This window comes from Crocosphaera sp. UHCC 0190, from assembly GCF_034932065.1.
Lineage (GTDB): Bacteria > Cyanobacteriota > Cyanobacteriia > Cyanobacteriales > Microcystaceae > UHCC-0190.
Genome location: NZ_JAYGHP010000001.1, coordinates 59,004 through 84,090 on the forward strand (window position 1 = coordinate 59,004; position 25,087 = coordinate 84,090).

Here is a 25,087-nt window from a genome sequence, read left to right on the forward strand (position 1 = left end):
GGAAGTCGTAGCCATAGCCACGACTTCCCCAGCAGATGGATGAAGGTATTTGGGTAACTTAACCGAGATTGGCTTCTTGGTGGGTTTTAATTGTGCAATCAGAACGAGGATAAGCTACGCAAAGAAGTACCCATCCTTTCTCTATTTGTTCATCATCCAAAAAGCTTTGATCTTCTTGATCAACTTCTCCTTCTACCATTCTACCCAAGCAGCTAGAACAAGACCCTGCTCGACAAGAAGAGGGTAACTCATCAACCCCTTCGGGGTACTCAATTTCGTCGTCGTTAATGGCATCTTCAAACGCCTCAAGGATATACTGATCCTCTGGAACGTCTAAAGTAATATCCATTTCCGTAATCTCTTCTTTCTTTCCCGTCTCTTGATTTTTTCTTTTAATAACTTTCGTGAGACGAACTTTGTAGGTTGTAGTCATATAGTGTTCTCCGTAAGAGTAGGAATGTTTACCAGTGATTATTAATCATTAATGGCTTCAAAAAATGAAGTAAAATGATCAATTAATCAAAGCTTTTTTTAGCTACAGGGTGTAGCTTGACCGCCGCAATTTGCTGTAGAGAAAGATTTGCCGCAGCCACAAGTTTCAGTTGCATTAGGATTCGTAAAGGTGAATCCACTTTGCGTTAAACTGTCAACAAAATCGATGACAATCCCATCTAACAAAGACACACTGTTCGGGTCAACATAGATAGGCACATTATTTTGATCAAATCGTAAATCTTCTGCATTCGGTTGGCTGACCAAATTTAAGGCGTATTCGTGGCCATTACAGCCACCATCTTTAACACCAACACGAATACCCGTGATCTTGCTTGACTCTCCGGTAAAGAAAGTTTGAAGCCGAAAAGCCGCTTTTTCTGTAAGAGTGACAGTCATGGTTTTTTGGGGGTAGTGGGGGTTTTGGGGAGTGTGGGGAGGGGGAGGTGTGGGAGGTGTGGGGAGTTATAAAATTATGAACTCCTTCTACTGTCTACCTTCTACCTTCCGCTTTACCTGCCTGTTGCCTGTTGCCTGTTGCCTGTTTACATAATTAACTAACCGTTGTTGGGTAAAATTGCCACAAACGGAACAGTTAGGATCATGGTAGGGACGGCGTTTGGCGAAGGTTGCAGTTCCTAAGTCCATGGTCAAGAGTTGACCCGTTAAAGGTTCTCCTAGACCCGTCAACAGCTTAATGCCTTCCAAAGCAGCTAAACAGGCTAAACTGCCGGAAACTGCGCCTAAAACTCCAAATCCCCACCGATCCCAATCAGGTTTTTCCGGGAAAATGCAAGATAAACAAGGAGTTTCCCCAGGAATAATGGTGGTTAAGTACGCATCCATGCCACTCATGGCCGCTTCTACCATGGGAACCCCCCAACGAACACAAGCAGCATTCAGGAGATCCCGTTCTTTGAAGTCAAAGGCGCAGTCAAAAGCAATATCAGCCTGTTGTACTAAGGCATCTACATTTTCAGGGGTGACGAAATCATGAACCGCCTCAATTTCAATCTCAGGGTTGATGTTTAAGAGGGTTTCCTTGGCTTTAAAGACCCTAGGTTGACCGACCCAACTATTGGTCATCAAAATCTGACGGTTGAGGTCATCAAGACGTAAATCACCCCCACGAACCAGAATGATTTTACCAACTCCTGCCACGGCTAAGTATAGCGCAACAGTTCCACCGAGGCCACCTACCCCCGTCACGACAGCAGTAGAGTCCTTGAGGCGTTTTTGTCCTTCCTCACCAAAACCGGGAAGTTGTATTTGTCGGGAATAGCGTTCTAATTCAGTAGGGGTGAATTCCATGATAGTTACTTAGTTTCAGCTTCTTTGGCTAAATCTTCCAGTAAGACCACATTTTTTTTGCTGTCTTTGAAGACTTTAAATAGTTTGGTTTCTAGGGGACTAGAGGTTTTAAATAGTTCATAGGCTTCTTCAAAAGCTGCCTTATATTTCTCTAATCTTTCACTTTCACTGAGATCGGGGAAGGCTTCATCAACTGCTTTGATAAGCAAAGAGAACTGCTTAAGGATATGGAGGCGATTAACATTAACAAAAGTAGGGTCATAGCTAATACCAAAAAAGGTTAAAAAGTCTTCAGCATCTTTGAGTTTGGTAAACTCAGCTAAGGTTTTTGGAGTATCAGCATCAATGGTCATTTTAGGGTTTCCTCCCAGATGATAAGTTGTTTTTTCAGTTGATCAAGCTCACGAAAAATATCGTAAGTTCTTTGGGCTGTGTCTAGCAGGGTTTCGTAATCTGTGGGGAGTCCCTCTGCGAGATCATGTAAATCCATTTTCATTTGTCCGGCGGTTGAATTGAGTTTACGAACCTTCTTTTTTAGTTCAGCAACCGCTTCCGGTGTAGGTTGAATTTCAGTTGTTACTGTCATCTTTTTACCTCAATTAAGCTATTTTTAAAGTTTAGCTACTTCAGGGAATTTCTGAACTAATTCAATACCAGCCGTGACTAATTTTTCTCCTTGTTCTTTTAAGGCTTCTAAGGAATCAAAACCGAAGCGATGAGCGTCTCTGAGGGTGCGAGATGTTATTAATAAACGACCACCCCAAACTAAGGCCCAGCCAAACCCTTCATGATTTACGTCAACCACAACTTGACATAATTGTCCGGTTTCTTTTTCTACACAAGCAGCAACGCCTCGATAGAAACACATGATTCTTAATTTTGTGGTTGGATCAACATCGCCTTCTAGGGTAATTTCCCGTCTTTTTTTCTTAGGAATAACGAAGGGAGCAAGCACTAATTCATCTGTCCATAAGCGATACACTCCATAGTGATCGTAGGCGCGTATTTGCTGCACTAATTCTTTTAAGAAGATACTATCTGCAACTAAGATAGGGGTTGTTTCGGAATTACTGGTTGTTGTTGTCATAATAGCAATTACAGATAGAACATTTCAGTAGTCAATGAACAATTTGATATTTTTTTAAGTCAAATTGTTCATTGAATCGAGGGATTAAAAATGATTATTCATCATCTTCAAAATTGGTGGGGTTCGCTTCTTTTTGTAAGACTTTGCGTAACCAAGGAGGAGGATTTCCTTTTAAAGTTTTGACTAATTCTCCAAGAATTTCATCAATTTTATCTTCTTCAGAACGGGCTTTAATCGGGGTGACATTTTTGCGAATTAAACGGGCGGCAGCAGTACCACCGATGGCAGAAACATAGAGTAATGTGCAACCATTTAGGGCAGCTAATTTAGGCTCTAATTTATCTTCGTTACCATCTTCTTTTAAGTCTCCACCAAACTCTAAAGTATTGACAAAATTAAAGCCATCTGGTGAAACATCATAGAGATCAATTTTGCTGGCCCAACCAAAGTGGGCATTGATATGAACATTGTCACTGGTCGTAAATGCAACTTTCATGGTTTTCCTCTCAGATGAATAAAATGAAACAAGGGGAAACTTGTGTGATTTGAACCCGCTTTAATGAAGAGTAGCGGGACTATGTTTGGCTTCTTCTTCCATCAGAATATTGCCTACATCAAATAAAAATTGCATGGTGCCACGATACCCCACTAAACAGCGTTGTCCTAACCCCAATTGATCAAAAATGGGATAACCCATGCGATATAAAGGGGCTTGAAGACGCTTAGAAAGGGCTGTTCCGTGAGAATTCGTAATAATTAAATCCGAACCTGCGGCCAAATCTTCTAAATCTGCTAAGTCACCAATGGTCACATTATCAATCGGTAAACTCTCCAAAATCGGGGATTTTGTGGTGGTAACAGCCGCTTGAATTTTTGCCCCCATTTCCGTTAGTAACCAAGCCGTTTGATAGAGTAAATCTGGTTCTAACGCTAAGGAAACTTTTTTCCCCCCAAAATAAAAATGGGTGTCCAGAATTACATCCTGTAACTGACGGCGTTGACGTTGTAAATTGGCGGGAATATTAGGAACTAGGGGAAAATGATGATCGCAACGGGAGGTTAAAATTTGGGATAACCGCCATAGGAAAGCATCCACCGCATCTAAACCTGCTAAACGGGGGAATACCTCATATTTTGTGCCAAAACGTCCCTCTAAAATTTGGGCAGATTTCCGCATACTTTCCCCGATCGCCAGGGTTAAGCAAGACCGATTTAACTGCTTTAATTGAGTAATGGTGGTTCCCCCCGTCGTCACCGTATGAGGGTTGTCTTCTAAATGACCATCAAGGGAACGGGATAAGTCAGGAATCATCACAGGGGTTAACCCAAAAGCTTCTACAATAGACTTAAGTTCCTCTACATCCCCAGGAGACAGGTGAGAACTGCACAACACCGTGACTTGGGGTTTCATGGACACGGTAGGGGGTTCATCACTGGCAAAGGGGCCATAATCTGTGGCCACAATGCTTTCTATAGCGGCAGTATAACCATCTTGCAATGATCCCTTATAATCGGGAGTTGAGACGGAAATAATCGGTAAAGAAGCTAATTCTGGGTGCTTTTCCCGTACAATTTTGAGGATACGACCCATATCATCCCCTCTCGTCTCCGTTAACCCTGTGGTTAACAAGCCGATGACTTGGGGTTTATATTTGTCAACAATGGTTAAAATTGCTTGTTCAACGTGATCTTCTCCCCCTAAAATGGTGCTAACTTCTGTCATGGCAGTAGTTGACAGGGGGATAGACTCACGGAAATGGCGCACTAACACCACTTTAGCAAAGGCTGTGCAACCTTGCGCCCCATGAAACAGAGGCATCATTCCTTTTAACCCTAAAAACGCTAAGGCCGCGCCTAAAGGTTGACTCATTTTTAGGGGGTTAACTGATAGGGACTTTTGGGGATTTAAAACTGTGGTCATTTCCGTTACTCCTATTTACCTTTTGCATGAATGCCTTTTGCCTTTTGCCTTCCCTTACTCTGCTTCCAAATTCAACAAACTTTCATGTTCTTGTTGCCAAATTTCCCAAGGGGCCGCCTTCCGAACTTGTCGCCAAATGGGACTATGTACCGCTTCATCTAATTCCCTGGCCATCTCCACCATACCCACATATCCAGCATAAGGATGATGACGTTCTTGGTTAATATCTAAGAAAGGAATTCTCGCTTTGAGGGCTGTATATTGATTACGTCCCCCTGCTACTAATAAGTCTGCTTTGGTTTTTTCAATGACTCTTAGTAATTCTTCGGGACTACCTTTTTCTAGCATAATCCCATCTTCACCCAATAATTGTTTGATACGGGCTTTATCTTCTTCGGTGCTTTTTTTAGTGCTAGTCGCAACAACTTCCATGCCTAAATCTTGGGCAGCAGAAACAATTGACCAACTCTTAACACCCCCGGTATATAACACCATGCGCTTACCTTTTAAGCGTTCACGATAAGGGGCTAAAGCAACATCTAATTTAGCAGTTTCTTCGGCAATAATTTCTTCCACTCGTACCATTAAGGCCTCATCTCCAAAGAAGGCAGCAATATTACGAAGGCAACGATTCATATCACCAATACCATAAAAAGATTCCTCAATATAAGGAATGTTGTAGCGTTCTTTCATGGCAGTGGCCATATTAATTAGGGCCTTGGAGCAAATCATCACATTGAGTTTAGCACGATGGGCTGTACAAACTTCCTCATAACGAGCATCTCCGGTAATTTTTGCTAATACCCGAATCCCCGCTTTTTTAAATAAAGGAAGTACGCCCCACATTTCACCAGCAACGTTATATTCTCCGATTAAATTGATATCATAGGCAGTGATGTAAGGCGGTTCTTTTGTGCCAACAACGTGCTGTAATAAAGCTTCTCCTCCTAAACGGTTGCCGAGATTTTTACTGCCCACAAACCCAGGAGCATGTACAGGAATGACAGGAGTTTCATATTTATTAGTTGCTGCCTTACAAACTGCATCTAAATCATCCCCAATGAGGGCAGTGACACAGGTAGAATAGACAAAAATAGCAGCAGGATTATATTTTTTAATAATTTCTGCGATCGCCTTATAAAGCTTTTTTTCACCACCGAAAATAACATCATTTTCTGAGAGATCAGTCGTAAAACCCATTTTATAAACCATGGGGCCACTAGAAAGACTACCCCGACTATTCCAACTATTACCAGAACAGGCGATGGAACCATGAACCAAATGGGCCGCATCAGTAATAGGAACTAAGGCAATAGAAGCACCATCAAAGGCACACCCCCCTTGAGCAGAGCCAGGTTGAGCCTGTTGTGTACAAGATTTGTTCTTAGTCTGTCCCTCTTTATTATGATTATGTTCGCACCCTGGTTGCGTTAGCAATTCGTTGATCTTGCCTTTAGTTAATTTCATGACTGAATTCCCAATATTACCAGTGACAAAACAATTAACAATTGATAATTGATAATTGATAATTGATAATTAGATGATTGTCTGTTGCCTGTTCCCTGTTCCCTGTTCCCTTCTAACAAATATAATGAGTAACATCCTCATTGCAGATATCCGTTAAATAACTCAAAGCTTTCAGTCGTAGCATGACAAATTCATCATACAAAGGATTTAATTTACAAAGAGCAGGAACGTGAAATAAAGTCCGTCCCATGATGGTTATATCCCGTTCAAACGGACAACAACAAGGAATAACTTGACAGATGAGATGGGCAGCTTTTCGACTTGCAACTTCGAGATTATTGATCCAGTTTCTGAGGGGAAATAAGGGATCAATAAAGACTTTTGGTTTCGTTGAATAAGGAGTAGGATGTATCATAACCTTTCCTCATCTTTTCAAAAATAATGGCAGAGAGTGAGAGTTAAGAGTGAGGGGGTGAAGCAGTTAAAAGTAAGAAGTTAAAAGTAAAAAATATTACTTATTACTTGTGACTTATTACTTGCCGAAGAGGAGGGGAGAGGAGGGGGAGGAATAATCTCCCTGGTCTCCCTTTTCTTCCTTGTCTACCTTTGATTAACGAACTAAGTCAAAGGAAATATCGGTCTCCGAAGGGATATTGGTGTTACGGTCAATTTCTTCAAAGAGACTGTTAACAAGCCAATTGAGCAGGTTAATCGCGCCATTGTAACCAATGGTAGAATAACGGTGCATGTGATGGCGATCGAAGATAGGATAACCAATGCGGATTAAGGGGATTCCAGTATCACGCCAGAGGTATTTACCGTAGGAGTTGCCCACTAAGAAGTCAACAGGCTCGGTGAATAGTAAGGAACGTAAGTGCCATAAGTCTTTACCACCCCAAACAGTGGCTTTTTGACCATAAGGACTAGCAGCTAAGAAAGCTTCAGCTTCGGCAATAAATTCCTTAGTAGAGTTGTGAACCAAGACATGGACGGGTTCAACACCCATCTCTAACATGAATTGTAACATTCCCATGACTAAGTCAGGATCACCGTAGATAGCTGCGGTTTTACCATGTAACCAAGCATGACTATCAGTCATGGCATCAACAGCACGTCCCCGTTCTAAGATTAATTCAGGAGGAACAGGATTACCAGTGATTTCAGAAAGTTCGGTTAAGAACGCATCTGTGGCTTGAATACCCCAAGGACGATGGGTAGAAGTGGGTTGCTTCCATTCTTTCTCGATGTATTCCCGTGTTTTTTCGGTGGGATAGGTTTGAAGAGAGATGGTTTTTACTGCATTGATAGCATCAGCACCTTCTTCTAAGGTTGTACCACCTTGGTACATTTTGAATTCACCATCATTAGGAGAATCCAAATAGAGTTCATTGTCACCTAAGATGGTAGCATTAACGCCCATGGCACTAACTAAGTGCTTCAGTTCGCGTAAGTTACCGATATAGGTTTCAAACCCAGGGATGAAGTTAACTTTACCGTTGGTGGTAGCCGCTTTTTTGCCTTCGGTTAAGTTACCGAGGACAGCCTTCATCATGTTGTCATATCCAGTGATATGTGAACCAACGAAAGAAGGAGTATGAGCAAAGGGAACGGGGAAATCTTCGGGAACAGAACCCGCAGCTTTCGCGTTACCAATGAAGGAACCTAAGTCATCCCCAATAACTTCTGCCATACAAGTTGTACAAACAGCAATCATTTTGGGTTTGTAGAGATTGTAAGAGTTCTCTAAACCTTCGATCATGTTTTTCAGTCCACCGAAGACAGCAGCATCTTCAGTCATGGAAGAAGAAACACCACTAAAGGGTTCTTTGAAGTGACGGGTAAAGTGGGTACGGAAGTAAGCCACACAACCTTGTGATCCATGAACGAAGGGAAGGGTTCCTTCAAATCCAACGGCAGCTAAGATAGCACCTAAAGGTTGACAAGCTTTAGCAGGGTTGATGGTTAAAGCTTCACGAGCGAAGTTCTTTTCTCGGTAGTCCCAAGTTTTAGTCCACTCAGCAATTTCAGCTACTTTCTCGTCAGAAGCCATACCTTGCATGGCTTTCTTGTTTTCAAATAACTCTTGGTACTCTGGTTGGTGGAATAACTCAACGTGGTCTTGAATCTTATCAATGTTCTGAGACATTAGTGATACTCCGTTTTCTTCGGTCAAGGATAGTAATGCAATAGGAAAGAAAGATGGGGGAGGGGGGATAGGAGGAAACTCGTCACCTCGTCCCCTAATTCCCTTGTCTTATTTATTCCAAGGAGATTTGATTAATCCCCAAGTAGGATTATTGAGGGCTAAATCCATATCCCGTGCAAAGATAGCGAATCCGTCATAACCGTGGTAAGGACCAGAGTAATCCCAAGAGTGCATTTGACGGAAAGGTAGTCCCATTTTTTGGAAGACATACTTCTCTTTAACACCAGAAGCAACTAAGTCAGGCTTCAGTTCTTGAACGAATTTCTCGAACTCATAAGCGGTTACGTCATCATAGATGAGGGTAGCATCGCCTACATACTCGGTGGTACGTTTATAATCGTCACCGTGAGCAAATTCATAGCCAGTTCCGACCATTTCCATGCCTAAGTCTGTGAAAGCAGGAACGACGTGACGGGGACGTAATCCACCAACCATCATCATGACGGTTTTGCCTTCTAAACGAGGGCGGTATTTAGCTAAGACATCAGCAGTCTGCTTCTCGTACTTAGCAATAACTTGCTCTGCTTTTTCTTGGATGGTTTCATCAAAGAGTGCAGCAATGGCGCGTAAAGATTCAGCAATCTTGGTAGGACCAAAGAAGTTGTACTCAAACCAGGGAATACCGTACTTTTCTTCCATGTGACGACTGATGTAGTTCATGGAACGGTAACAGTGAATCAGGTTGAGTTTCACTTTAGGAGTTTGCATCATTTCGTTGATGGTTCCGTCTCCAGACCATTGAGCAACGACGCGCAAACCAATTTCTTCGAGAAGAATACGGCTAGACCAAGCATCTCCACCGATGTTGTAGTCACCAATGATGGCTACATCATAAGGAGTGGTTTCGATTTCTGGGGCATCATCACGGCTGAATACGTAGTCACGAACCGCATCATTAGCGATGTGGTGTCCTAAAGATTGGGAAACGCCACGGAACCCTTCACAACGGACGGGAACAACGGGTTTGCCAGTGATTTTTGCCGCTTTTTTGGCAACACCTTCGATGTCATCTCCAATTAATCCCACAGGACATTCAGACTGAATAGACAGTCCATTGTTGAGGGGGAATAAGGTTTCGATTTCTTCGGTGATTTTGAGGAGTTTTTTGTCTCCACCAAAAACGATGTCTTTTTCTTGGAAATCAGAGGTAAAGTTCATCGTACCAAAGGTATCAATCCCAGTGGTTCCGATATAGTAGTTACGACGACCAGACCAAGAGTAGTAACCGCAACCAACAGGCCCGTGGGAGATGTGGATCATGTCCTTAATAGGACCCCAAACAACCCCTTTAGAACCAGCGTAGGCACAACCACGAGCGGTCATGACACCAGCGGGGGATTTAACGTTGGATTTTACGCCACAATCATCTTTGCCTTCTTCGTAAACGTTGAGGTGCTTTTTACGTTTCTTGGCTAACTTCTCAGGGTAAGTATCCAGAACGTCTTGAATTAGCTGCTTTCTGTCTTCTACTTTCGACATAGTGTTCCTCTGTGATAGATTGGCGATTAGGATGGAACTTCGCCCTCGTCTGATTGACGAGTGGGGAGTGTGGATGAGGATGCAAGTTGCCTTGCGCTCACAGCATAATCACGAAAGGTAAGGGGTAAGGGGGTTAGTGAAGAACTCTCAAAGGTCGAATTAAGAATTAAGAATATTTAGTTCTGACTTCCGACTTCTGACTTCTTTAACTCCCCCATTTCCCAATTACATGGGCTTAATCAGATTAAGACCCTAGACTACTTAGAACCTCTGGTGAGTTGTTGTGCTGCCACATCAGCTTCCATAACTTTTTTGTACTCTTCTTCGGAACCAAGTAAACCGTAGTTGATCAACAGTTCTTCGAGTTCGTCGTTGTCAATGGGAGTGGGGATGGTGAGTTTGGTGTTGTTAACGATTTTGTCACCTAAATCACGGTATTCTTGAGCTTGAGGATGCTCAGGGGAGTATTGAATAACGGTTTGACGACGTAATTCAGCTTCTTGTACCTGTTTGGAACGGGGTACGAAGTGGATCATTTGGGTGTTTAAGCGTTCAGCTAACTCTTCGATCAATTCGATCTCTTTGTTAACGTTACGGCTGTTACAAATTAAACCACCTAAACGAACACCACCGGTGTGAGCATATTTTAAGATACCACGAGCGATGTTGTTGGCTGCATACATAGCCATCATTTCACCAGAGGTGACGATGTAGATTTCTTGTGCTTTTCCTTCACGGATAGGCATGGCGAAACCACCACAAACAACGTCTCCTAATACGTCATAGGATACGAAGTCTAGGTCTGTATAAGCACCTTCTTCTTCGAGGAAGTTGATGGAGGTGATAATACCACGACCAGCACAACCAACCCCAGGCTCAGGACCACCAGATTCTACACATTTGATGTCTTCAAATCCAGTTAGTAATACATCTTCGAGTTCGAGATCTTCAACTGAACCGCGTTCTGCCGCTAAATGTAATACAGTTACCTGAGCTTTACAGTTAAGGATCAAACGGGTAGAGTCAGCTTTAGGGTCACAACCAACGATCATGATGCGGTTGCCAGCTTGAGCCATTCCGGCTAAGGTGTTTTGCGATGTGGTGGATTTACCGATACCGCCTTTTCCGTAAAATGCAATTTGACGCATAGTTGATTCTCGCTTGTTAGACAGTAAGTGTGTACAATTTTGGAAGGGTTTTGTCCGTCTCTGACGTAAAGATGATTCGTTCATTAATGGTCTTGGGAATTACGTCCCGTCGAACCCTCGATCTCTACGTCAGGCGTGATCTTTCTTCCTAGCAGAAGCCTAAGTCTTGGTTAGGGACGGCTTCAGGGGTGGTGATGTTGATTAACTCAACATCTGGGGGAGAAACGACGCTTATGGTGGCGACCGCTCTCGACTTTTTTTGGTGATTAACATAGGCTTAGTTTGTTTGTTAGTATGGATTTACACAGCAATTACAGTAATCTCAGGGGAGATGCGATCGCGTAATCTGGCTTCGATCATCATCTTCAAAGTCGCGGTACTACTTGAACAGGAACCACAAGCTCCTTTTAGTATCACTTTGACTAAATCTCCTTCGACATCGAACAAGTCCACATCTCCGCCATCTTGTGCTAATGCGGGTCTTACTTCTTCTAGAACTTGTTGAATTAGATTGATTTTTTGTAGGTTAGTTAAGGGTTTTGGTGCAGATTTGGCTTTAACAACTTCCGTGGCAACCGCAACCGCAGTGGCTTTTTCTGTCACAATATCAGCGATCAAATCATCGATATCTGCTAAACAAGAACCACAACCGCCACCTGCTTTCACATAATTAGTAACTTGTTCAGCAGTGGTTAAATCATTCTCTAGAACAATGCGGCGAATTCTCGCATCACTAACCCCAAAGCAACGGCAGATTAAAGCTCCTTCATCATCTTCATGATTATCTAAAGGAATGCCTCTGTAATTAAAGATAGCAGCTTCTAAGGCTTCTTGTCCCATCACAGAACAGTGCATTTTTTCTTCGGGTAAACCCCCTAAGAATTCAGCAATTTGTTTATTAGTCAGACTCAAAGCTTCATCTAATGTTTTGCCTACGAGTAACTCAGTTAAAGCTGAGGAAGAAGCGATCGCAGAAGCACAACCAAAGGTTTGAAACCGAGCATCAAGAATGATTTGTGTGGCTTCATCAATTTTTAGGTGTAATCTGAGAGCATCACCACAAGCAATGCTGCCGACTTCTCCGGTTGTAATTGCCTGTCCTTCTCCTTTTTCCGTAATCGTACCTTGATTACGCGGATTATAGAAGAATTCCATTACTTTGTCTGTATATTCCCACATGATCAGTTACCAGATAGTTAGTTGACAGTTGATAGTTGATAGTTGATAGTTAACTACTTAGCTAACGCTGCTTTTTCTTGCTCCTGTAACCAACTCGCATCATCGCTGTTGAAAGGAGACATAGCACGGAGACGGGCAATCGTATCAGGTAAGACTTCAATAACGCGATCAATCTCGTCTTGGGTAGTGAAACGGGACAGACTAAAGCGAATAGAACCGTGAAGGACACTATAAGGCAGTCCCATTGCCCGCAGTACATGAGAGGGTTCCAAGGAACCAGAGGTACAAGCCGAACCAGAAGATGCACAGATGCCATACTGGTTCATGGAGAGTAAGATGGCTTCTCCTTCGATGTACTTAAAGCCAATATTCATCGTATTGGGCAATCTTTCGATAGGATTACCATTAACTACCGTATCAGGAATTAAGGTAAGGATAGTTTGTTCTAAATAATCCCGTAATTGCCGTTCCTGAGCGATATTAGGAAGATGAGCCTGGGCTAATTCAGCCGCTTTGCCTAATGCAACGATCCCCGCTACATTTTCCGTTCCTGCTCGACGGCCTCTTTCTTGGTGTCCCCCAACCATGGAAGGACGGAAACGGGTTCCTTTACGCACATATAACGCACCGATGCCTTTGGGAGCATGAATTTTATGACCAGATAAGGTCAGCATATCAATGCTGCTGTTACTCATATCGAGAGGAATTTTCCCGACGGCTTGCACTGCATCTACATGAAAGAGTGCGCCGTATTCCTTGGTCATTTGTCCCACTTGTTCAACGGGAAAGACTACACCTGTTTCATTATTAGCATACATGATTGAAACAAGGGCAGTGTTTCCAGTTAAAGAAGCTTGTACTTCATCGAGATCAAGTCTTCCTTGACTATCCACTGAAAGATAGGTAACGGTATATCCTTGTTTTTCTAAATTTTTACAGAGATTAAGCACCGCAGGGTGTTCAACTTCAGTCGTAATAATATGACGTTTATTAGGTTGGGCTGAAAGTGCGGCGCGAATGGCGGCATTATCTCCTTCTGTTCCACAACTGGTAAAGATGATTTCGGAAGCTTCTGCCCCTAATAAGGAGGCGACTTGCTCTCTACCTGTTTTAACCGCTTTTCCGACTTGTCCTCCAAAGCTGTGCATACTGGAGGGGTTTCCATAATAGAGAGTCAGGTAAGGCATCATTGCGCCTAGCACTTCTTCATCTATTTTGGTGGTGGCATTGTTATCTAAATATATACAATCTCTCATCACTTTGTACCAGGAGTTAGGAGCTTCGAGTCAGAAGTCAGAAGTCGGAAGTCAGAAGTTAAATTCGACTTATTAACTACTCACCGTCGTTAAGGTTAAAATTTCTTGGGAGTAAACATCAAACCACTGTTCCCAATAAGGGTTAGTTTGTTTTCCTTTAAGTCTGGCTACCAAGTTGTTATAGTGGTTAAACCAACTGTCCCAATAATCAGCAACTTGGTTTTTGAGTCCCCCAGTGACTTGATAGGTTGGTAAACAACCAGAGTTAGTCGGACAAACAGAGGCACACTGGGGGGTTCCATAGTAGCCTTGGCAATCATTACAGAGAGTAGGGTCAATGAGCAACACATTATTTTGTATTTTGATAGCACCTGTGGGACAAGCCTTGTGACAACGATGACAGGTGATACATTGATCAGTAATGGTATAACTCATGACACTACGCTCCGATGCTATGGGGTGAGATTGCTTAGGTTAGGAAGACAACTGTAGTCTTTGGAAAACCCTGTACAGGGGGGAATAGAATAGTCATCAACACAAGTGTTACAGTTACTTTCTGCCTTGGTATTCGATGAAACCGAGGGGTTGATGAGGGCGGTTTGATAACTGCCTTGGGGGGAAACTTGGGAACCTTTGGGACGATCAAGGGTATAAGTCATAACTTATTAGGCTCCTGCGTTTTGTTTCTGCATATACTGTTCATAGAAGTCGATAGCCACTTTATCGATGACATCGTAAGCTTCAAAGGGTTCGATTCCTGCCTTGCGGAGTTCTTCTTGAGGACAGTTGCCGATTTTAGCAGAGAGAACACCTTGACAATCAGCGATGGATTTAATGATGTTGTCTAGGGTTGCTTCTTCGCCGTAACCGCTTTGGCAATAATGATCGACTTTGCGGTGTGCCACAAATTTAACTTCTGTGCCGTCAACTTCAAAGATTTGGAATTCTTTGGCATGACCGAAGTGTTGGTTAACTAAGCGGTTGCCTTTGGTTGCGACTGCTACTAAGATTTTAGGAGCGTTTTTAACCTGTTTCTCGGCTGCTTGTTTTGCCTTAGCTTCTTTCACTTCGGCGGTGAATTTTTCGATGTTGGCATGAACTTCTTGACGTTGGGCCACATCATATTCAGGAGTCATTTCGAGGAATTTATCTTTGGTGAATTCCTGAGAACGATCTTCTCCTAATAATCCTACCGCATCCGCCCGACATTGGCGACAGTGGCGCATCATTTTCATGTTGCCAGAGCAGCTATCCTGAACCGCTTTTAGTTCTTTGGGGGTGGGGCCTCTTTGTCCCGTTAACCCAAAGTGGGTTCCATGTTCAGGGGCTGAGATCAAGGGCATAATGTTGTGTAGAAATGCACCTTTTGACCGGATGACTTCGTTAACTTCTGCGAGGTGTTCATCATTAACACCAGGAATCATCACAGAGTTAACTTTACATAGCACATCCGCTTCTCTAAGAGCATCCAGGGCATCCATTTGCTTCTCATGGAGGATTTTAACCCCTTCGATGCCTTTGTAGCGTTTGCGATTATAACGTACCCAAGGATAAATCTTCTCCCCAATTTCGGGGTCGATCATATTAATGGTTAAAGTAACGTGATCAATATTCAGTTCTTTGATGCGATCGATATATTCGGTTAACATCAATCCATTACTGGATAAGCACAATTTAATATCGGGTGCTTTATCAGCGACTAATTCAAAGGTGCGGAAGGTTTGTTGGGGGTTGGCTAAGGGATCTCCAGGACCAGCAATTCCCAAAACAGTCATTTGGGGAATTTTACCACCAATTACCAAAGCTTTATGGGCCGCTTCTTCTGGGGTCAGGACTTCGCTAACTACACCAGGACGGCTTTCATTGGCACAGTCATACTTGCGGTTGCAATAGTTGCATTGAATGTTACAAGCAGGGGCAACGGCAACGTGCATCCGTGCATAATGATGGTGAGCATCTTCACTGTAACAAGGGTGTTTAGCAATGCGTTCTTGAATGCTGACATCAATGGTCTGTGAAGTCTCACCCGTTGAAGGGCAAGCACAGTCTCCACTTGATTTGGGAGTAAAGGAAGTTCCCATGGGAGTTGCTTTTTTAGCCGTCGATGCGTCAGCGTTGATTAGACCAGTAGATTGTAACATTGAATTCCGTGGAGTAAGAGGGTGACAAAAGCGTGACTTAAGAGGTTTGGGTCACTTGCTTTAAAGAGCAAAGGGTAAAACAATGAACTGTGTGTCTTCGGCGTTGTAACCTTTATACCATCCCCCTGTTTAGGGCTTCTGCTGTGGTGAGTGGGTTCAGATTCATTGGATTACTTAGTATGTACTCAAATTCTCAATCCTTTAATTAGTGCAGGTTTGAAGTGACTATTTTTTTTATGGGGGGATGGGGTTCAGGTATTTTTGAGGCGGGGTAACAGTATTTTTACTAGGGGAGTCGGGTATTTGTGTACTCAGGGTCTAAGTCTTATCACGTAAGGCTTTGAGTCCATTATTTTCTTGATTTTACTCCCCTCATTTTACACTCAAATTGTCAACGTTGGGCTTAAAAATCCCCTCCTCTTCCTGTTCCCTGTTCCTCATCACATCACACTTCCCTCTAACAAAAGCACCGAGAAAGCATTCCAAACCTTCTCAGTGCTGTCACGGAATTCAATTCTGTATCCAATGTAACATTTTCCTTGAGTGAGATTTGTTATGCCTAATTTTCGTGTTAACTAATGGGGGTGAAAATAGTTACAACCCTTATTTCATGCAGGTTTTCTCCCTGATGTTTCCCTGGAAATTTGAGTCCTGGCATAATGCCCCGAAAAGGGATAGTTAAATTAGCTCAAGTCCTTATCTAATGAGGGCAGACACCTGAGTGCATAAATGCCACTCCCTGCACCGATAAATACTGTCCCCCTCCCCAAAAAATAATCGTCCCCCCACCCAAAAGAAACTTTATTTATCTATGAAACCCCAAGCTGATCAGGGTTTAGCAAAATCTAATTTTGTCTTAATAAGTTTAATAAACTTGACTCACCTCCCAAATCGACTGGGACAGGAAGGGACTTGGTATAAGCATAACAACTAAGTCTATGCGAAAGCACGGAATTTAATGTTTGGATCACTACCTGTCAGAGAGCGTTGTGCAAGTCCAACAGAAACCCTAATTTCTGACTCTCGGACTTCTCAACCCAACCTATTTCAATCTCTGTGGCAAGACTTTCAAATCATCTTTGAAAGAGATCCCGCAGCCCGTCATTGGTTAGAGGTGATCTTTTGCTATCCAGGCTTACACGCCTTAGCAGTCCATCGCATCTCCCACGGGCTATGGCACAAACAAATCCCTTTTGTGCCGCGTTTTCTCTCCCATATCGGACGATTATTCACAGGCATTGAAATTCACCCAGGGGCCACCATTGGCCAAGGGGTGTTTATCGATCATGGTATGGGTGTGGTCATTGGTGAAACCGCCATTGTTGGTGATTATTGCCTAATTTATCAAAATGTCACCCTCGGTGGCACGGGTAAGGAACTGGGAAAACGTCATCCCACCCTTGGCGATCATGTTATTGTCGGGGCCGGGGCCAAAGTTTTGGGCAATCTTGAAATTGGTAATCATGTCCGCATTGGTGCGGGTTCCATTGTTTTACGCAGTGTCCCGAATGATTGCACGGTGGTAGGAGTCCCTGGTCGAATTATCTCCCGCAGCGGCCGCGGTTGTCCGTTAGAACATGGAAAACTGCCGGATGTTGAGGGCCAAATCATTCGGACGTTATTTGACCGAATTGAAGAATTGGAACAAAAGATACAAAAACTACATTGACTCTTACCTTACAATTATGTTGACACCTTCCTATCCTGATGCTTTAATCAGTCAAGTTGAGAAAGTTTCTCGCAGTGAACGCTGGATGGTTCACCAACGCCTTCAAGAATTAATGATTCCCTGTTGGTGTCCTGAGGATGGTTCTCTCTGGGTAGAAATTGAACATGGTATTCATGCAATTTTACTCCGCAGTGCCGTCTATGGAGCGATCGCTTCTCGCCAAGAGTTGGTGGATTGGCTAGAACGATGTTGGGAAACCCTAGATTCTGATTCTATTAAGTCTTACAAATACTGAGAACATTGATGATGACTCACTCTCTGTTGGGTTTTATCTCCCCAAACAGAGCTAATTATTATTGATTAAGTTAGACTTTTTCTCTCCCCCAAGCTTCTTTCGCAATTTCTCAGTTACTGCCTCACCCCTAACCAACATTAGCTTTGGTTTGTTGATAACTGACTTTTCAGTGCTGTCATGGAAAACAATTCAATTTCTACAGAATTCCGTCAATTTTTACAACAAGAACTGGCCCTGTCACGAGATGACCTAGCCGTGGTTCTCAACAATCAACGTCAACCTGGCGACCCCATTCCCATGCTTCTTTGGCAATATGGCTTAATTTCCCTCGGTCAACTCCAACGGATTTGGGATTGGCTGGATGCTCAAATTCAATTCCAGTTGCCTTAATCGGTGAGTGATCTGAGGAGTTAAATCATGAACCCTATCCATATTAACGATACAACCCTACGGGATGGAGAACAAGCCGCCGGAATTGCCTTTAGTGCTGCCGAAAAAATGGCGATCGCGGTTCTTCTGGATGCCATAGGCGTTCCCGAATTAGAAGTCGGTATCCCCGCCATGGGTGGCAGTGAAGCGGAAGCGATCACGACTATCGCCCGTCTAGGACTAAAAACTGCTCTATTAGGCTGGAACCGGGCGGTACGCTCGGATATTGAAGCCTCCATTGCCTGTGGACTAAAACGGGTTCATATCTCGGTTCCCGTTTCTGAAATCCAAATTAAGGCCAAATTTCAAGGTAAAACCCGTCTTGTCTTTGAACGGTTACGAGATAGCCTTAATTTTGCCCTCGATCAAGGTTTATTTGTCTCCGTCGGGGCCGAAGACTCTTCCCGTGCGGAGGAAGGGTTTTTATTAGAAGTGGCGCAATTTGCCCAAGAATTAGGGGCTTCCCGTTTCCGCTTCTGTGATACGGTGGGCATTCTTGATCCCTTGACTACTGGTCAAAAAGTCGGAAAATTGGTCAAATCCTTGTCTATGCCCATTGAAATGCACACCCACAACGATTTTGGCCTAGCCACTGCTAACGCCTTAGCGGGGTTACAGGCCGGGGCCATCTCCGTGAATACCACCGTTAACGGGTTGGGGGAACGAGCGGGCAATGCGGCCCTAGAAGAGATGATCATGACCCTTAAACAACTATACAAAGTTGATTTAGCCATGGATACATCTCGCTTACGGGAGTTATCCCAATTGGTGATCAAAGCGTCTGGGGTGGCCCTTCCCCCCTGGAAAGCGATCGTCGGGGACAATATCTTTGCCCATGAATCAGGCATTCATGCTCATGGGGTGTTACAAAACCCCCAAACTTATGAGCCTTTTTCCCCGGATGAAGTGGGTTGGGAACGCCGCTTAGTGGTGGGTAAGCATTCGGGACGACATTTATTGGCTAATGTCCTGAATCAACATGGGATTAGTTTAAACCGTGACGAATCCCAGGTTGTGTTAGATGCAGTGCGTCATCTATCAGTCCAAATGAAACGGAGTTTAACCGTTGAAGAGTTACTCGATTTAGTACCTAATAGGAGAATGTCTCATGGGATTGTATAATCCAGGCGAAATTGAACTTAATGATCCCCCTGCTTTTGAAATGGAGCAGAAGGTGCGTCTTCGTAAAATGATTCGCAATGATGGCACTTTCCCCGGCAAAGAAATAGGAGAAACTTTAGCGAAGAAGGGTGATGTCGGTTATGTTGTCGGCATTGGCACCTATCTCCAAAGTTATTACATTTATGCCGTCCATTTTTTAGACAATGGTTACATTGTCGGCTGTCGTCGCAAAGAATTATTATCGGCTGACGAAACTGATTTCGATGACTTTGATGATGATGAAAATGAAGTCATTGTCGAGAAGTCGGAAGTGGGAATTATGTAAATTATCAATTCTCAAGGCTTAAGTTGAGAATTCATTGTTTGCCCACAATTAACCATTCACTAATTAGGAGTTTTGCTATGAAGGTTATGTTACGTAACGACGCTCAAGGGAAATTATCGGTTTATGTTCCGAAAAAAGATTTAGAGGAAGATGTGGTTAAACAAACCGTGAGTGGCAATGGCAAAATTTTGACCTTAGCGAATGGCTGGGAATTGGAATTTGCTACTTTAACCGATGAGACTCAATTACCCCAAACATTTGAAGCAAAATTGCTTTCATAGTTAGTAGGGGCTTAACAATGTTAAGCCCATTACCTAGAGTTTTTGTTTACCAATATCTTTCACTTAATCCTCTAACGATATCTCTTAAGGGAGTTAGTCATGAGTTCAGTTCATTCTAGTCAAATTTCTCCTTTCCAACTGGAAGGGCAATTTATCGGATTTATTTATAAGTCAAATGGTCAGTCAAAGTTCTTAAGATTGGCTGTTGGCGAACGAGAATTACGGATCAAATTAGATAAAAGTTTACGCAATTCTCAAGGCTTAGGTTTAATTGCTGGCGATTGGATTTCTATTGCAGGAGAACAAGCATTTAAAGGCAGTTTTACCAGACTAAAATTAAAAGCTTATGAAGTAAATCGTCTGAGTTGTAAGTTAGAATGTAAAACCCAAGATTCTACTACTGCAACCCCAATAATTCAGGGATCAAGTTGTCCCAAAAAAGGCAAAATCTTGTTATGTAATAAGTCAGATTGTGCCAAAAATGGTGGCAGAGAACTCTTTAATACGCTGGAAAAAACCTTGTATAATTTGGGGTTACAAGACCATGTGACTATCGAAAAAACCAGTTGTCAAAATCGCTGCGGTAAAGCTCCTAATCTAATTTTAATGCCTGGAAGAGCCAGACACAGTAAACCCAATCCTAAAACCATTTCAGAATTACTTGAAGACCATTATCTCAATTCTTTGAACAATCATGGCTAAGGTTATTTTTTACGAGAAACCAGGGTGTGGAAATAACACCAAACAAAAAAATCTACTCCTCGCCGCAGGACATGATTTAGATGCACGCAGTCTCTTAACGGAGTCTTGGACACCTGAAACATTACGCCCATTTTTTGGGAAGTTACCTGTTAACTCTTGGTTTAATCCTAGCGCACCTCGTATTAAATCAGGTGAGGTAATTCCCGATAATTTGACAGAGGAAACGGCCTTACAATTAATGATAGCTGATCCTCTCTTAATTCGTCGTCCTTTGATTCAAGTAGGAGATATTTTTCGGGTGGGTTTTGATCTGGAAACTATTGACACTTGGATTGGTTTAAATCCTCAAAATCCGGTGACGGAAGATTTAGAAACCTGTCCCCGTAGTCATGAAACAAACCCCTGTGCAACGGTTCAATAATAGCCAAATATAAGTTTATCTAGTAGGGGTCAACGGCCGTTGACCCCTACGGTAGCTGATAGCTTCTGCAAAGAATTAATCACAACTTGGGCAGCTAAACGCCCCGTTTGGGCTGCCCCATTCGTATAACCATAATACTCCTTAATAATTAGAAGCTTAAATAACTTCCAAAACAAAACGATTCCGTCCTTGATTTTTAGCTTGATAAAGTGCTTTGTCAGCAATATTAATTAAAGTCGAAGGAGAACATCCTTTAATGGGAATCATCGCCGTTATACCCATACTAATTGTCACATAATCACTCACTTGAGAGCGACTATGGGGAATTTTTAATAAGGCAATTTCTTCTTGAATACGTTCTGCTACTTTGATCGCACCCTCTGGGTTAGTATTAGGTAACACAATCACTAATTCTTCCCCTCCAAAACGGGCTAATAAATCGGCAGGTCTTCTTAAGCTTCTTTGAATGGTTTTAGAAACGGCAATTAAACAGTGATCTCCGGCTTGATGTTGATATTCATCATTGTATTGTTTAAAGTAATCTAAATCAGCAAAAATTAAAGCTAAATAACGCCTTTCTCGACATAATCTTTCCCATTCTTTTAGTAAATATTCATTAAAACGACGGCGGTTAGCAATTTGCAATAAGGGGTCTAAAATGGCTAACTGTTCTAATTCTTGATTAGCTTTTTTCAGTTTAGCATTAGCTTTTTCTAGTTTAGCAGTTCGTTCTGCAATGATTTTTGCCTGGTCACGGGTTAAGATTTCTAATTGTTTATTAAGTTCTTCAAGTTGTATCCTTTGTTCTACTAATTTTTGATCTTGAAGATAACTATGTAAGGCTTCAACAACGGTTAATTTTAAATCTTCTGATTGCCAAGGTTTAGGAACATATCGATAGAGTCTGGCGTTTTTAATAGCATTACCCACGGCTTCTAAATTGGCATGACCTGTTAATATTATTTTTAGGGTAGTAGGAGACATTTGATGAATGCGTTTTAAGACTTCATCTCCTTTGATATACAGACTGTATAACCATCCATTTCCGGCATCATTAGATCCAATAAAATCAAATCTGGTGGCAAATTTTGGATCGCAGTTATGGCTAATTTTCCACTAGGAATAGGCCGCACTTGATAACCATTTGCTTTAAACATATCAACTATCAATCGTAAGTTAATCGGAGAGTTATCAACGACTAAAATATCGCCTTTAATGGTGTTAATAATTTAATCATTAATTCCCGGTTACTCCAACGATCATCAACCACTAAAATTCGGTATTTTTGCTGATTTGGTTTTAACCCAATGACTTGTTTTTTTCCCTGCTGTTGTTGCTCAATTTCTGTTCCTTCAACTTCTTCAACCTTAATATTAAAGCGGAAAATTGTTCCTCTTCCTACTTCACTATTAACGGTCATTTCTCCCCCCATTAAATGCACAAATTGGCGGCTAATAGGCAACCCTAACCCTGTCCCTTCATGGCAGTCTTTTCCCGTTTGGGTTTGCACAAATGCTTCAAATAAATTATCTAATTCATTCACAGAAATACCCGGGCCAGTGTCTTCAATTTCCACAATAATCATTCTCTCTGAAGATAAAGTATTATTGTCTATTTCTTGGGTTTTATCTGTGTCAATAAAGGTCAATTTTTCCCCACGAACCCTGAGAGAACCCCCCCTTCTTCGGTGAATTTTAAGGCATTATTCAGTAAGTTAATTAAGACTTGACGTAACTTAACTTGATCTGTCTTAATATATTGGGGAACATCAGGCGATCGCTCAAATAATAATTGTAGTCCTTGTTCTTCTGTTTTAAACTGAAACATATCTTCTAGATCATCTAAGAGACGATAAAAATCGAAGTCTTTTTTGTTAAATGTAATTCGTCCGGCTTCAATTTTAGATAAGTCTAAAACTTGGTTAATAAGGCTCAGTAAATGTTCTCCACTGCGGGTAATAATGCTCAAATTTTCTTGATGATCTGTCTGTAATGTTGGGGAACGCCGCATCACTTGAGCAAACCCTAAAATGGCATTTAAAGGAGTGCGTAATTCATGGCTCATATTGGCTAAAAATTCACTTTTAGCACGGTTTGCTCTTTCTGCTTTATTGGCCGCTTCTTCCATAGCAGTATGGGAAAATTCTAAGGCTGCTAGTAGTAAAGTATCTCGCAATTTTTCGGCGGATTCTTGTTCAAATGGTTGCCAAGGAATTGCTGTTTCTTTGACATTTTCTTTCCAAAGTTTAAAGCATTATTGAGTAAGATTGAAATAGCTAAAATGCCACTCGCTTCTGTTTTTATTTGTCGTCCTTGAGGATAAATTGTACTAAGCTTGTGGGTAGCAAATACATTTTGTCTCTGATGGGTTTCTAACCAAATAATTAAGTCCCTGATCGCTGATTTATGGGGGGTATTTCCTACCAAGATAATGCTATCACCATAACAAAGAACTGCCCCTTGAGCATTGACTAAATTAAGTAAGCTTTGATGTTCAGGATGGACTAATCTGCTGAGCAGATTAATTTCATTATTTAGAGTAGTTTTGAGATAAGTTTGTAGCTGTTTAATTAAATCACCTTGCTGCCAATCTTCGTTTTTTTGAGCCGTTAATAAGTGATCAATGACTGACTCTGCTAAAAATTCACATATCTTCCGAACTTCGTAACTAATATATTTAGATGAATAGTGATGGCAAGCAATAATTCCCCAAAGTTTATTATCTTTAATAAGTCCTAAAGACATTGAGACCGAAAAAGTAATAGTTTAATTGGATTATACCACTCAAGGTTGTCTCGATGGAGGCGATCGCGGATAATATCTAACTCTGACTGACGAAATAATTGAGCAATATTCTGATTAATTAAAGATTCCGCAGATACTCCAAAAAATTGTTCCGTATTGTCACTAACTTGAATTATGGTCAACTCTGGTTCTTGTAGAACAAAAAGCACCCCTTGACCCTGAATAGAGTTAGGAAACTGTAGACAATCCCGACTAATTTCTGCTATAATGTTCTCATTAATAATATGATGAATTGCCATTGTTTCCTCTCCCAATTAATCATCAAAATTGTCTACCGACAACAATCGAATTAGTAGATCTCAGACTTGTTTCTTCCTACAAATAGAAGTTCTTCAGTCTGAACTCTTCCTATCTCGTCCCTAATTATAAAATGGGTGGTTTAAACCATAGATATACTGCAATAATTGTTATTCTGTTTTAATAATTCTTTAGAAACTTACCCAAAAAAGTGGACAACCCTAGGGTTGTCCAATAGCTGTTATACTTTGCGAGAATAATACTCAACCACCAGCAATTCATTGATTTGTAGTGCTATCCATTCCCGTTTGATGATATCGTTCACTTTCCCTGTGAGGGTATTCTTATCAAATTCCAAATGTTCAGGAAGGTTAGCTAACCCTGGATATTCCATATTCGCTTCCACTAAGCGGCGAGAATTATCTTTATTTCTCACAGCGATCACATCTCCAGGACGACATTGATAACTGGCAATGTCCACCACTCTACCATTAACGGTAACATGGCCGTGGTTAACTAGCTGACGGGCCCCTGGAATGGTTCCTGCCATACCCAAGCGAAACACGGTGTTATCTAGGCGCATTTCCAGCAATTCCAGTAACTTTTGCCCAGTGGAACCAGTAGCACGACGGGCTTTCTTAACATAACGAATTAACTGTTTTTCTGTAACCCCATAGTTGAACCGCAATTTTTGCTTTTCTTCCAGTCGAATGGCATATTCTGAGCGTTTACGACGGTTTTGGCCATGTTGACCAGGGGGATAAGCGCGACGGGGGGTTTTTCTGCTTAAACCTGGTAGTTCTCCTAGTCTTCGTACTATTCTTAGGCGTGGCCCTCTATAACGAGACATATAAGCGACTTTCTCCTAATAAACAATATATTCCAAAATTACCATTATACCAGTTTATCGAGTAACAGGAAAGAGAGGGAATTAAACAGCCAAATCTTCTTCCCCTTCGAGGATTGTTTCCGGTAATCGCCGACTAAACAAGGCAATACCAAAGGATAAAGCCCCGATACGACCCGCAAACATGAGAACTATCACCACTAGCTTAGCTCCTGGGGTAAGATTGGGAGTAATGCCCCGAATTTTCAGTAGCAATGAGGACAAAAGA

General features: G+C 42.1%; 35 protein-coding genes. 8 read left to right on the forward strand and 27 right to left on the reverse strand.

Features of this window, described 5'->3' with window-relative positions:
* Positions 1-58 precede the first annotated feature (58 nt).
* From VB715_RS00285 to nifB, 18 genes are all read right to left on the reverse strand, one after another.
* A complete protein-coding gene (locus tag VB715_RS00285) occupies positions 59-433 on the reverse strand; it encodes a 2Fe-2S iron-sulfur cluster-binding protein (RefSeq protein ID WP_416336895.1) in 375 nt (124 codons plus the stop codon).
* A gap of 98 nt (positions 434-531) precedes the next feature.
* Positions 532-891 (reverse strand): iron-sulfur cluster assembly accessory protein, encoded by a 360-nt coding sequence (locus tag VB715_RS00290; protein WP_323299200.1) that lies wholly within the window; start codon positions 889-891, stop codon positions 532-534.
* A gap of 87 nt (positions 892-978) precedes the next feature.
* Positions 979-1,803, reverse strand: coding sequence for a HesA/MoeB/ThiF family protein (locus tag VB715_RS00295; RefSeq protein ID WP_323299201.1), 825 nt, complete (start codon positions 1,801-1,803; stop codon positions 979-981).
* Between the two features lie 5 nt (positions 1,804-1,808).
* The gene (gene nifW, locus VB715_RS00300) at positions 1,809-2,156 is read right to left on the reverse strand and encodes a nitrogenase-stabilizing/protective protein NifW (RefSeq protein ID WP_323299202.1); all 348 of its coding nucleotides are present in this window, start codon (positions 2,154-2,156) and stop codon (positions 1,809-1,811) included.
* On the reverse strand, positions 2,153-2,389 hold the full coding sequence (locus VB715_RS00305; RefSeq protein ID WP_323299203.1) for a CCE_0567 family metalloprotein: 237 nt from the start codon (positions 2,387-2,389) through the stop codon (positions 2,153-2,155). The genes nifW and VB715_RS00305 overlap by 4 nt, the downstream gene beginning before the upstream one ends.
* A gap of 24 nt (positions 2,390-2,413) precedes the next feature.
* Complete coding sequence (locus VB715_RS00310) at positions 2,414-2,890, reverse strand: NifX-associated nitrogen fixation protein (protein ID WP_323299204.1); 477 nt, start codon at positions 2,888-2,890, stop codon at positions 2,414-2,416.
* A 94-nt stretch (positions 2,891-2,984) separates the two neighbouring features.
* Positions 2,985-3,386 carry a nitrogen fixation protein NifX gene (gene nifX, locus VB715_RS00315; RefSeq protein WP_323299205.1) on the reverse strand — a complete coding sequence of 134 codons (402 nt, stop codon included), beginning with the start codon at positions 3,384-3,386 and terminating at the stop codon, positions 2,985-2,987.
* A gap of 60 nt (positions 3,387-3,446) precedes the next feature.
* The gene (gene nifN, locus VB715_RS00320) at positions 3,447-4,811 is read right to left on the reverse strand and encodes a nitrogenase iron-molybdenum cofactor biosynthesis protein NifN (protein ID WP_323299206.1); all 1,365 of its coding nucleotides are present in this window, start codon (positions 4,809-4,811) and stop codon (positions 3,447-3,449) included.
* Between the two features lie 54 nt (positions 4,812-4,865).
* A complete protein-coding gene (gene nifE, locus VB715_RS00325; protein ID WP_323299207.1) occupies positions 4,866-6,278 on the reverse strand; it encodes a nitrogenase iron-molybdenum cofactor biosynthesis protein NifE in 1,413 nt (470 codons plus the stop codon).
* Positions 6,279-6,390: 112 nt separating this feature from the next.
* Positions 6,391-6,693 carry a Mo-dependent nitrogenase C-terminal domain-containing protein gene (locus tag VB715_RS00330; protein ID WP_323299208.1) on the reverse strand — a complete coding sequence of 101 codons (303 nt, stop codon included), beginning with the start codon at positions 6,691-6,693 and terminating at the stop codon, positions 6,391-6,393.
* A gap of 195 nt (positions 6,694-6,888) precedes the next feature.
* Positions 6,889-8,424 carry a nitrogenase molybdenum-iron protein subunit beta gene (gene nifK, locus VB715_RS00335; RefSeq protein WP_323299209.1) on the reverse strand — a complete coding sequence of 512 codons (1,536 nt, stop codon included), beginning with the start codon at positions 8,422-8,424 and terminating at the stop codon, positions 6,889-6,891.
* Positions 8,425-8,532: 108 nt separating this feature from the next.
* Positions 8,533-9,963 (reverse strand): nitrogenase molybdenum-iron protein alpha chain, encoded by a 1,431-nt coding sequence (gene nifD / locus VB715_RS00340; RefSeq protein ID WP_323299210.1) that lies wholly within the window; start codon positions 9,961-9,963, stop codon positions 8,533-8,535.
* Between the two features lie 257 nt (positions 9,964-10,220).
* Positions 10,221-11,111: a nitrogenase iron protein gene (gene nifH / locus VB715_RS00345; RefSeq protein WP_323290391.1), complete on the reverse strand. Its 891-nt coding sequence runs from the start codon at positions 11,109-11,111 to the stop codon at positions 10,221-10,223.
* 300 nt (positions 11,112-11,411) lie between these two features.
* On the reverse strand, positions 11,412-12,290 hold the full coding sequence (gene nifU / locus VB715_RS00350) for a Fe-S cluster assembly protein NifU (protein WP_323299211.1): 879 nt from the start codon (positions 12,288-12,290) through the stop codon (positions 11,412-11,414).
* Positions 12,291-12,343: 53 nt separating this feature from the next.
* On the reverse strand, positions 12,344-13,546 hold the full coding sequence (nifS, locus tag VB715_RS00355) for a cysteine desulfurase NifS (protein ID WP_323299212.1): 1,203 nt from the start codon (positions 13,544-13,546) through the stop codon (positions 12,344-12,346).
* Positions 13,547-13,618: 72 nt separating this feature from the next.
* A complete protein-coding gene (locus tag VB715_RS00360) occupies positions 13,619-13,981 on the reverse strand; it encodes a 4Fe-4S binding protein (RefSeq protein WP_323299213.1) in 363 nt (120 codons plus the stop codon).
* 17 nt (positions 13,982-13,998) lie between these two features.
* Positions 13,999-14,205, reverse strand: a complete 207-nt coding sequence (locus VB715_RS00365) for a hypothetical protein (RefSeq protein ID WP_323299214.1) — start codon at positions 14,203-14,205, stop codon at positions 13,999-14,001.
* Positions 14,206-14,211: 6 nt separating this feature from the next.
* The gene (gene nifB / locus VB715_RS00370; RefSeq protein ID WP_323299215.1) at positions 14,212-15,687 is read right to left on the reverse strand and encodes a nitrogenase cofactor biosynthesis protein NifB; all 1,476 of its coding nucleotides are present in this window, start codon (positions 15,685-15,687) and stop codon (positions 14,212-14,214) included.
* 958 nt (positions 15,688-16,645) lie between these two features.
* Here nifB and cysE point away from each other — a divergent pair.
* The 8 genes from cysE to VB715_RS00410 all read left to right on the forward strand — a co-directional run bounded on the left by cysE (position 16,646) and on the right by VB715_RS00410 (position 20,931).
* On the forward strand, positions 16,646-17,356 hold the full coding sequence (gene cysE, locus VB715_RS00375; protein ID WP_323299216.1) for a serine O-acetyltransferase: 711 nt from the start codon (positions 16,646-16,648) through the stop codon (positions 17,354-17,356).
* A 16-nt stretch (positions 17,357-17,372) separates the two neighbouring features.
* Positions 17,373-17,651, forward strand: a complete 279-nt coding sequence (locus VB715_RS00380; protein ID WP_323299217.1) for an Asr1405/Asl0597 family protein — start codon at positions 17,373-17,375, stop codon at positions 17,649-17,651.
* 177 nt (positions 17,652-17,828) lie between these two features.
* Positions 17,829-18,041 (forward strand): DUF2949 domain-containing protein, encoded by a 213-nt coding sequence (locus tag VB715_RS00385; protein ID WP_323290383.1) that lies wholly within the window; start codon positions 17,829-17,831, stop codon positions 18,039-18,041.
* A gap of 27 nt (positions 18,042-18,068) precedes the next feature.
* Complete coding sequence (gene nifV / locus VB715_RS00390) at positions 18,069-19,202, forward strand: homocitrate synthase (RefSeq protein WP_323299218.1); 1,134 nt, start codon at positions 18,069-18,071, stop codon at positions 19,200-19,202.
* Positions 19,189-19,527 carry a nitrogen fixation protein NifZ gene (locus tag VB715_RS00395; protein WP_323299219.1) on the forward strand — a complete coding sequence of 113 codons (339 nt, stop codon included), beginning with the start codon at positions 19,189-19,191 and terminating at the stop codon, positions 19,525-19,527. The genes nifV and VB715_RS00395 overlap by 14 nt, the downstream gene beginning before the upstream one ends.
* A 77-nt stretch (positions 19,528-19,604) precedes the next feature.
* Positions 19,605-19,808 carry a putative nitrogen fixation protein NifT gene (nifT, locus tag VB715_RS00400; protein ID WP_323290380.1) on the forward strand — a complete coding sequence of 68 codons (204 nt, stop codon included), beginning with the start codon at positions 19,605-19,607 and terminating at the stop codon, positions 19,806-19,808.
* 99 nt (positions 19,809-19,907) lie between these two features.
* The gene (locus VB715_RS00405; protein ID WP_323299220.1) at positions 19,908-20,510 is read left to right on the forward strand and encodes a (2Fe-2S) ferredoxin domain-containing protein; all 603 of its coding nucleotides are present in this window, start codon (positions 19,908-19,910) and stop codon (positions 20,508-20,510) included.
* Entirely contained in the window at positions 20,503-20,931 is a 429-nt protein-coding gene (locus tag VB715_RS00410) for an ArsC/Spx/MgsR family protein (protein WP_323299221.1), read from the forward strand. Before VB715_RS00405 ends, VB715_RS00410 begins: the two co-directional genes overlap by 8 nt.
* A gap of 29 nt (positions 20,932-20,960) precedes the next feature.
* Here the strand turns inward: VB715_RS00410 and VB715_RS00415 are convergent, their stop codons facing one another.
* From VB715_RS00415 to VB715_RS00455, 9 genes are all read right to left on the reverse strand, one after another.
* A complete protein-coding gene (locus VB715_RS00415) occupies positions 20,961-21,107 on the reverse strand; it encodes a hypothetical protein (protein WP_323299222.1) in 147 nt (48 codons plus the stop codon).
* Positions 21,088-21,915 (reverse strand): diguanylate cyclase domain-containing protein, encoded by an 828-nt coding sequence (locus VB715_RS00420; protein ID WP_323299223.1) that lies wholly within the window; start codon positions 21,913-21,915, stop codon positions 21,088-21,090. The genes VB715_RS00415 and VB715_RS00420 overlap by 20 nt, the downstream gene beginning before the upstream one ends.
* Before the next feature lie 14 nt (positions 21,916-21,929).
* Entirely contained in the window at positions 21,930-22,088 is a 159-nt protein-coding gene (locus tag VB715_RS00425) for a response regulator (RefSeq protein ID WP_323299224.1), read from the reverse strand.
* 41 nt (positions 22,089-22,129) lie between these two features.
* Positions 22,130-22,579, reverse strand: a complete 450-nt coding sequence (locus VB715_RS00430; protein WP_323299225.1) for an ATP-binding protein — start codon at positions 22,577-22,579, stop codon at positions 22,130-22,132.
* Complete coding sequence (locus VB715_RS00435) at positions 22,576-23,106, reverse strand: sensor histidine kinase (protein ID WP_323299226.1); 531 nt, start codon at positions 23,104-23,106, stop codon at positions 22,576-22,578. The genes VB715_RS00430 and VB715_RS00435 overlap by 4 nt, the downstream gene beginning before the upstream one ends.
* A complete protein-coding gene (locus VB715_RS00440) occupies positions 23,085-23,675 on the reverse strand; it encodes a hypothetical protein (protein ID WP_323299227.1) in 591 nt (196 codons plus the stop codon). The genes VB715_RS00435 and VB715_RS00440 overlap by 22 nt, the downstream gene beginning before the upstream one ends.
* Positions 23,666-23,974 carry a hypothetical protein gene (locus VB715_RS00445; protein WP_323299228.1) on the reverse strand — a complete coding sequence of 103 codons (309 nt, stop codon included), beginning with the start codon at positions 23,972-23,974 and terminating at the stop codon, positions 23,666-23,668. The genes VB715_RS00440 and VB715_RS00445 overlap by 10 nt, the downstream gene beginning before the upstream one ends.
* 239 nt (positions 23,975-24,213) lie before the next feature.
* A complete protein-coding gene (gene rpsD / locus VB715_RS00450) occupies positions 24,214-24,822 on the reverse strand; it encodes a 30S ribosomal protein S4 (protein WP_323299229.1) in 609 nt (202 codons plus the stop codon).
* Between the two features lie 81 nt (positions 24,823-24,903).
* On the reverse strand, positions 24,904-25,083 hold the full coding sequence (locus VB715_RS00455; protein ID WP_323299230.1) for a hypothetical protein: 180 nt from the start codon (positions 25,081-25,083) through the stop codon (positions 24,904-24,906).
* Positions 25,084-25,087 lie beyond the last annotated feature (4 nt).

Excerpts from the sequence above, each read along its gene's own strand:
- VB715_RS00285 (WP_416336895.1), bottom strand. The coding sequence starts at position 433 with ATGACTACAACCTACAAAGTTCGTCTCACGAAAGTTATTAAAAGAAAA.
- VB715_RS00290 (WP_323299200.1), bottom strand. The coding sequence starts at position 891 with ATGACTGTCACTCTTACAGAAAAAGCGGCTTTTCGGCTTCAAACTTTC.
- VB715_RS00295 (WP_323299201.1), bottom strand. The coding sequence starts at position 1,803 with ATGGAATTCACCCCTACTGAATTAGAACGCTATTCCCGACAAATACAA.
- nifW (WP_323299202.1), bottom strand. The coding sequence starts at position 2,156 with ATGACCATTGATGCTGATACTCCAAAAACCTTAGCTGAGTTTACCAAA.
- VB715_RS00305 (WP_323299203.1), bottom strand. The coding sequence starts at position 2,389 with ATGACAGTAACAACTGAAATTCAACCTACACCGGAAGCGGTTGCTGAA.
- VB715_RS00310 (WP_323299204.1), bottom strand. The coding sequence starts at position 2,890 with ATGACAACAACAACCAGTAATTCCGAAACAACCCCTATCTTAGTTGCA.
- nifX (WP_323299205.1), bottom strand. The coding sequence starts at position 3,386 with ATGAAAGTTGCATTTACGACCAGTGACAATGTTCATATCAATGCCCAC.
- nifN (WP_323299206.1), bottom strand. The coding sequence starts at position 4,811 with ATGACCACAGTTTTAAATCCCCAAAAGTCCCTATCAGTTAACCCCCTA.
- nifE (WP_323299207.1), bottom strand. The coding sequence starts at position 6,278 with ATGAAATTAACTAAAGGCAAGATCAACGAATTGCTAACGCAACCAGGG.
- VB715_RS00330 (WP_323299208.1), bottom strand. The coding sequence starts at position 6,693 with ATGATACATCCTACTCCTTATTCAACGAAACCAAAAGTCTTTATTGAT.
- nifK (WP_323299209.1), bottom strand. The coding sequence starts at position 8,424 with ATGTCTCAGAACATTGATAAGATTCAAGACCACGTTGAGTTATTCCAC.
- nifD (WP_323299210.1), bottom strand. The coding sequence starts at position 9,963 with ATGTCGAAAGTAGAAGACAGAAAGCAGCTAATTCAAGACGTTCTGGAT.
- nifH (WP_323290391.1), bottom strand. The coding sequence starts at position 11,111 with ATGCGTCAAATTGCATTTTACGGAAAAGGCGGTATCGGTAAATCCACC.
- nifU (WP_323299211.1), bottom strand. The coding sequence starts at position 12,290 with ATGTGGGAATATACAGACAAAGTAATGGAATTCTTCTATAATCCGCGT.
- nifS (WP_323299212.1), bottom strand. The coding sequence starts at position 13,546 with ATGAGAGATTGTATATATTTAGATAACAATGCCACCACCAAAATAGAT.
- VB715_RS00360 (WP_323299213.1), bottom strand. The coding sequence starts at position 13,981 with ATGAGTTATACCATTACTGATCAATGTATCACCTGTCATCGTTGTCAC.
- VB715_RS00365 (WP_323299214.1), bottom strand. The coding sequence starts at position 14,205 with ATGACTTATACCCTTGATCGTCCCAAAGGTTCCCAAGTTTCCCCCCAA.
- nifB (WP_323299215.1), bottom strand. The coding sequence starts at position 15,687 with ATGTTACAATCTACTGGTCTAATCAACGCTGACGCATCGACGGCTAAA.
- cysE (WP_323299216.1), top strand. The coding sequence starts at position 16,646 with ATGTTTGGATCACTACCTGTCAGAGAGCGTTGTGCAAGTCCAACAGAA.
- VB715_RS00380 (WP_323299217.1), top strand. The coding sequence starts at position 17,373 with ATGTTGACACCTTCCTATCCTGATGCTTTAATCAGTCAAGTTGAGAAA.
- VB715_RS00385 (WP_323290383.1), top strand. The coding sequence starts at position 17,829 with ATGGAAAACAATTCAATTTCTACAGAATTCCGTCAATTTTTACAACAA.
- nifV (WP_323299218.1), top strand. The coding sequence starts at position 18,069 with ATGAACCCTATCCATATTAACGATACAACCCTACGGGATGGAGAACAA.
- VB715_RS00395 (WP_323299219.1), top strand. The coding sequence starts at position 19,189 with ATGGGATTGTATAATCCAGGCGAAATTGAACTTAATGATCCCCCTGCT.
- nifT (WP_323290380.1), top strand. The coding sequence starts at position 19,605 with ATGAAGGTTATGTTACGTAACGACGCTCAAGGGAAATTATCGGTTTAT.
- VB715_RS00405 (WP_323299220.1), top strand. The coding sequence starts at position 19,908 with ATGAGTTCAGTTCATTCTAGTCAAATTTCTCCTTTCCAACTGGAAGGG.
- VB715_RS00410 (WP_323299221.1), top strand. The coding sequence starts at position 20,503 with ATGGCTAAGGTTATTTTTTACGAGAAACCAGGGTGTGGAAATAACACC.
- VB715_RS00420 (WP_323299223.1), bottom strand. The coding sequence starts at position 21,915 with ATGTCTCCTACTACCCTAAAAATAATATTAACAGGTCATGCCAATTTA.
- VB715_RS00425 (WP_323299224.1), bottom strand. The coding sequence starts at position 22,088 with ATGTTTAAAGCAAATGGTTATCAAGTGCGGCCTATTCCTAGTGGAAAA.
- VB715_RS00440 (WP_323299227.1), bottom strand. The coding sequence starts at position 23,675 with ATGTCTTTAGGACTTATTAAAGATAATAAACTTTGGGGAATTATTGCT.
- VB715_RS00445 (WP_323299228.1), bottom strand. The coding sequence starts at position 23,974 with ATGGCAATTCATCATATTATTAATGAGAACATTATAGCAGAAATTAGT.
- rpsD (WP_323299229.1), bottom strand. The coding sequence starts at position 24,822 with ATGTCTCGTTATAGAGGGCCACGCCTAAGAATAGTACGAAGACTAGGA.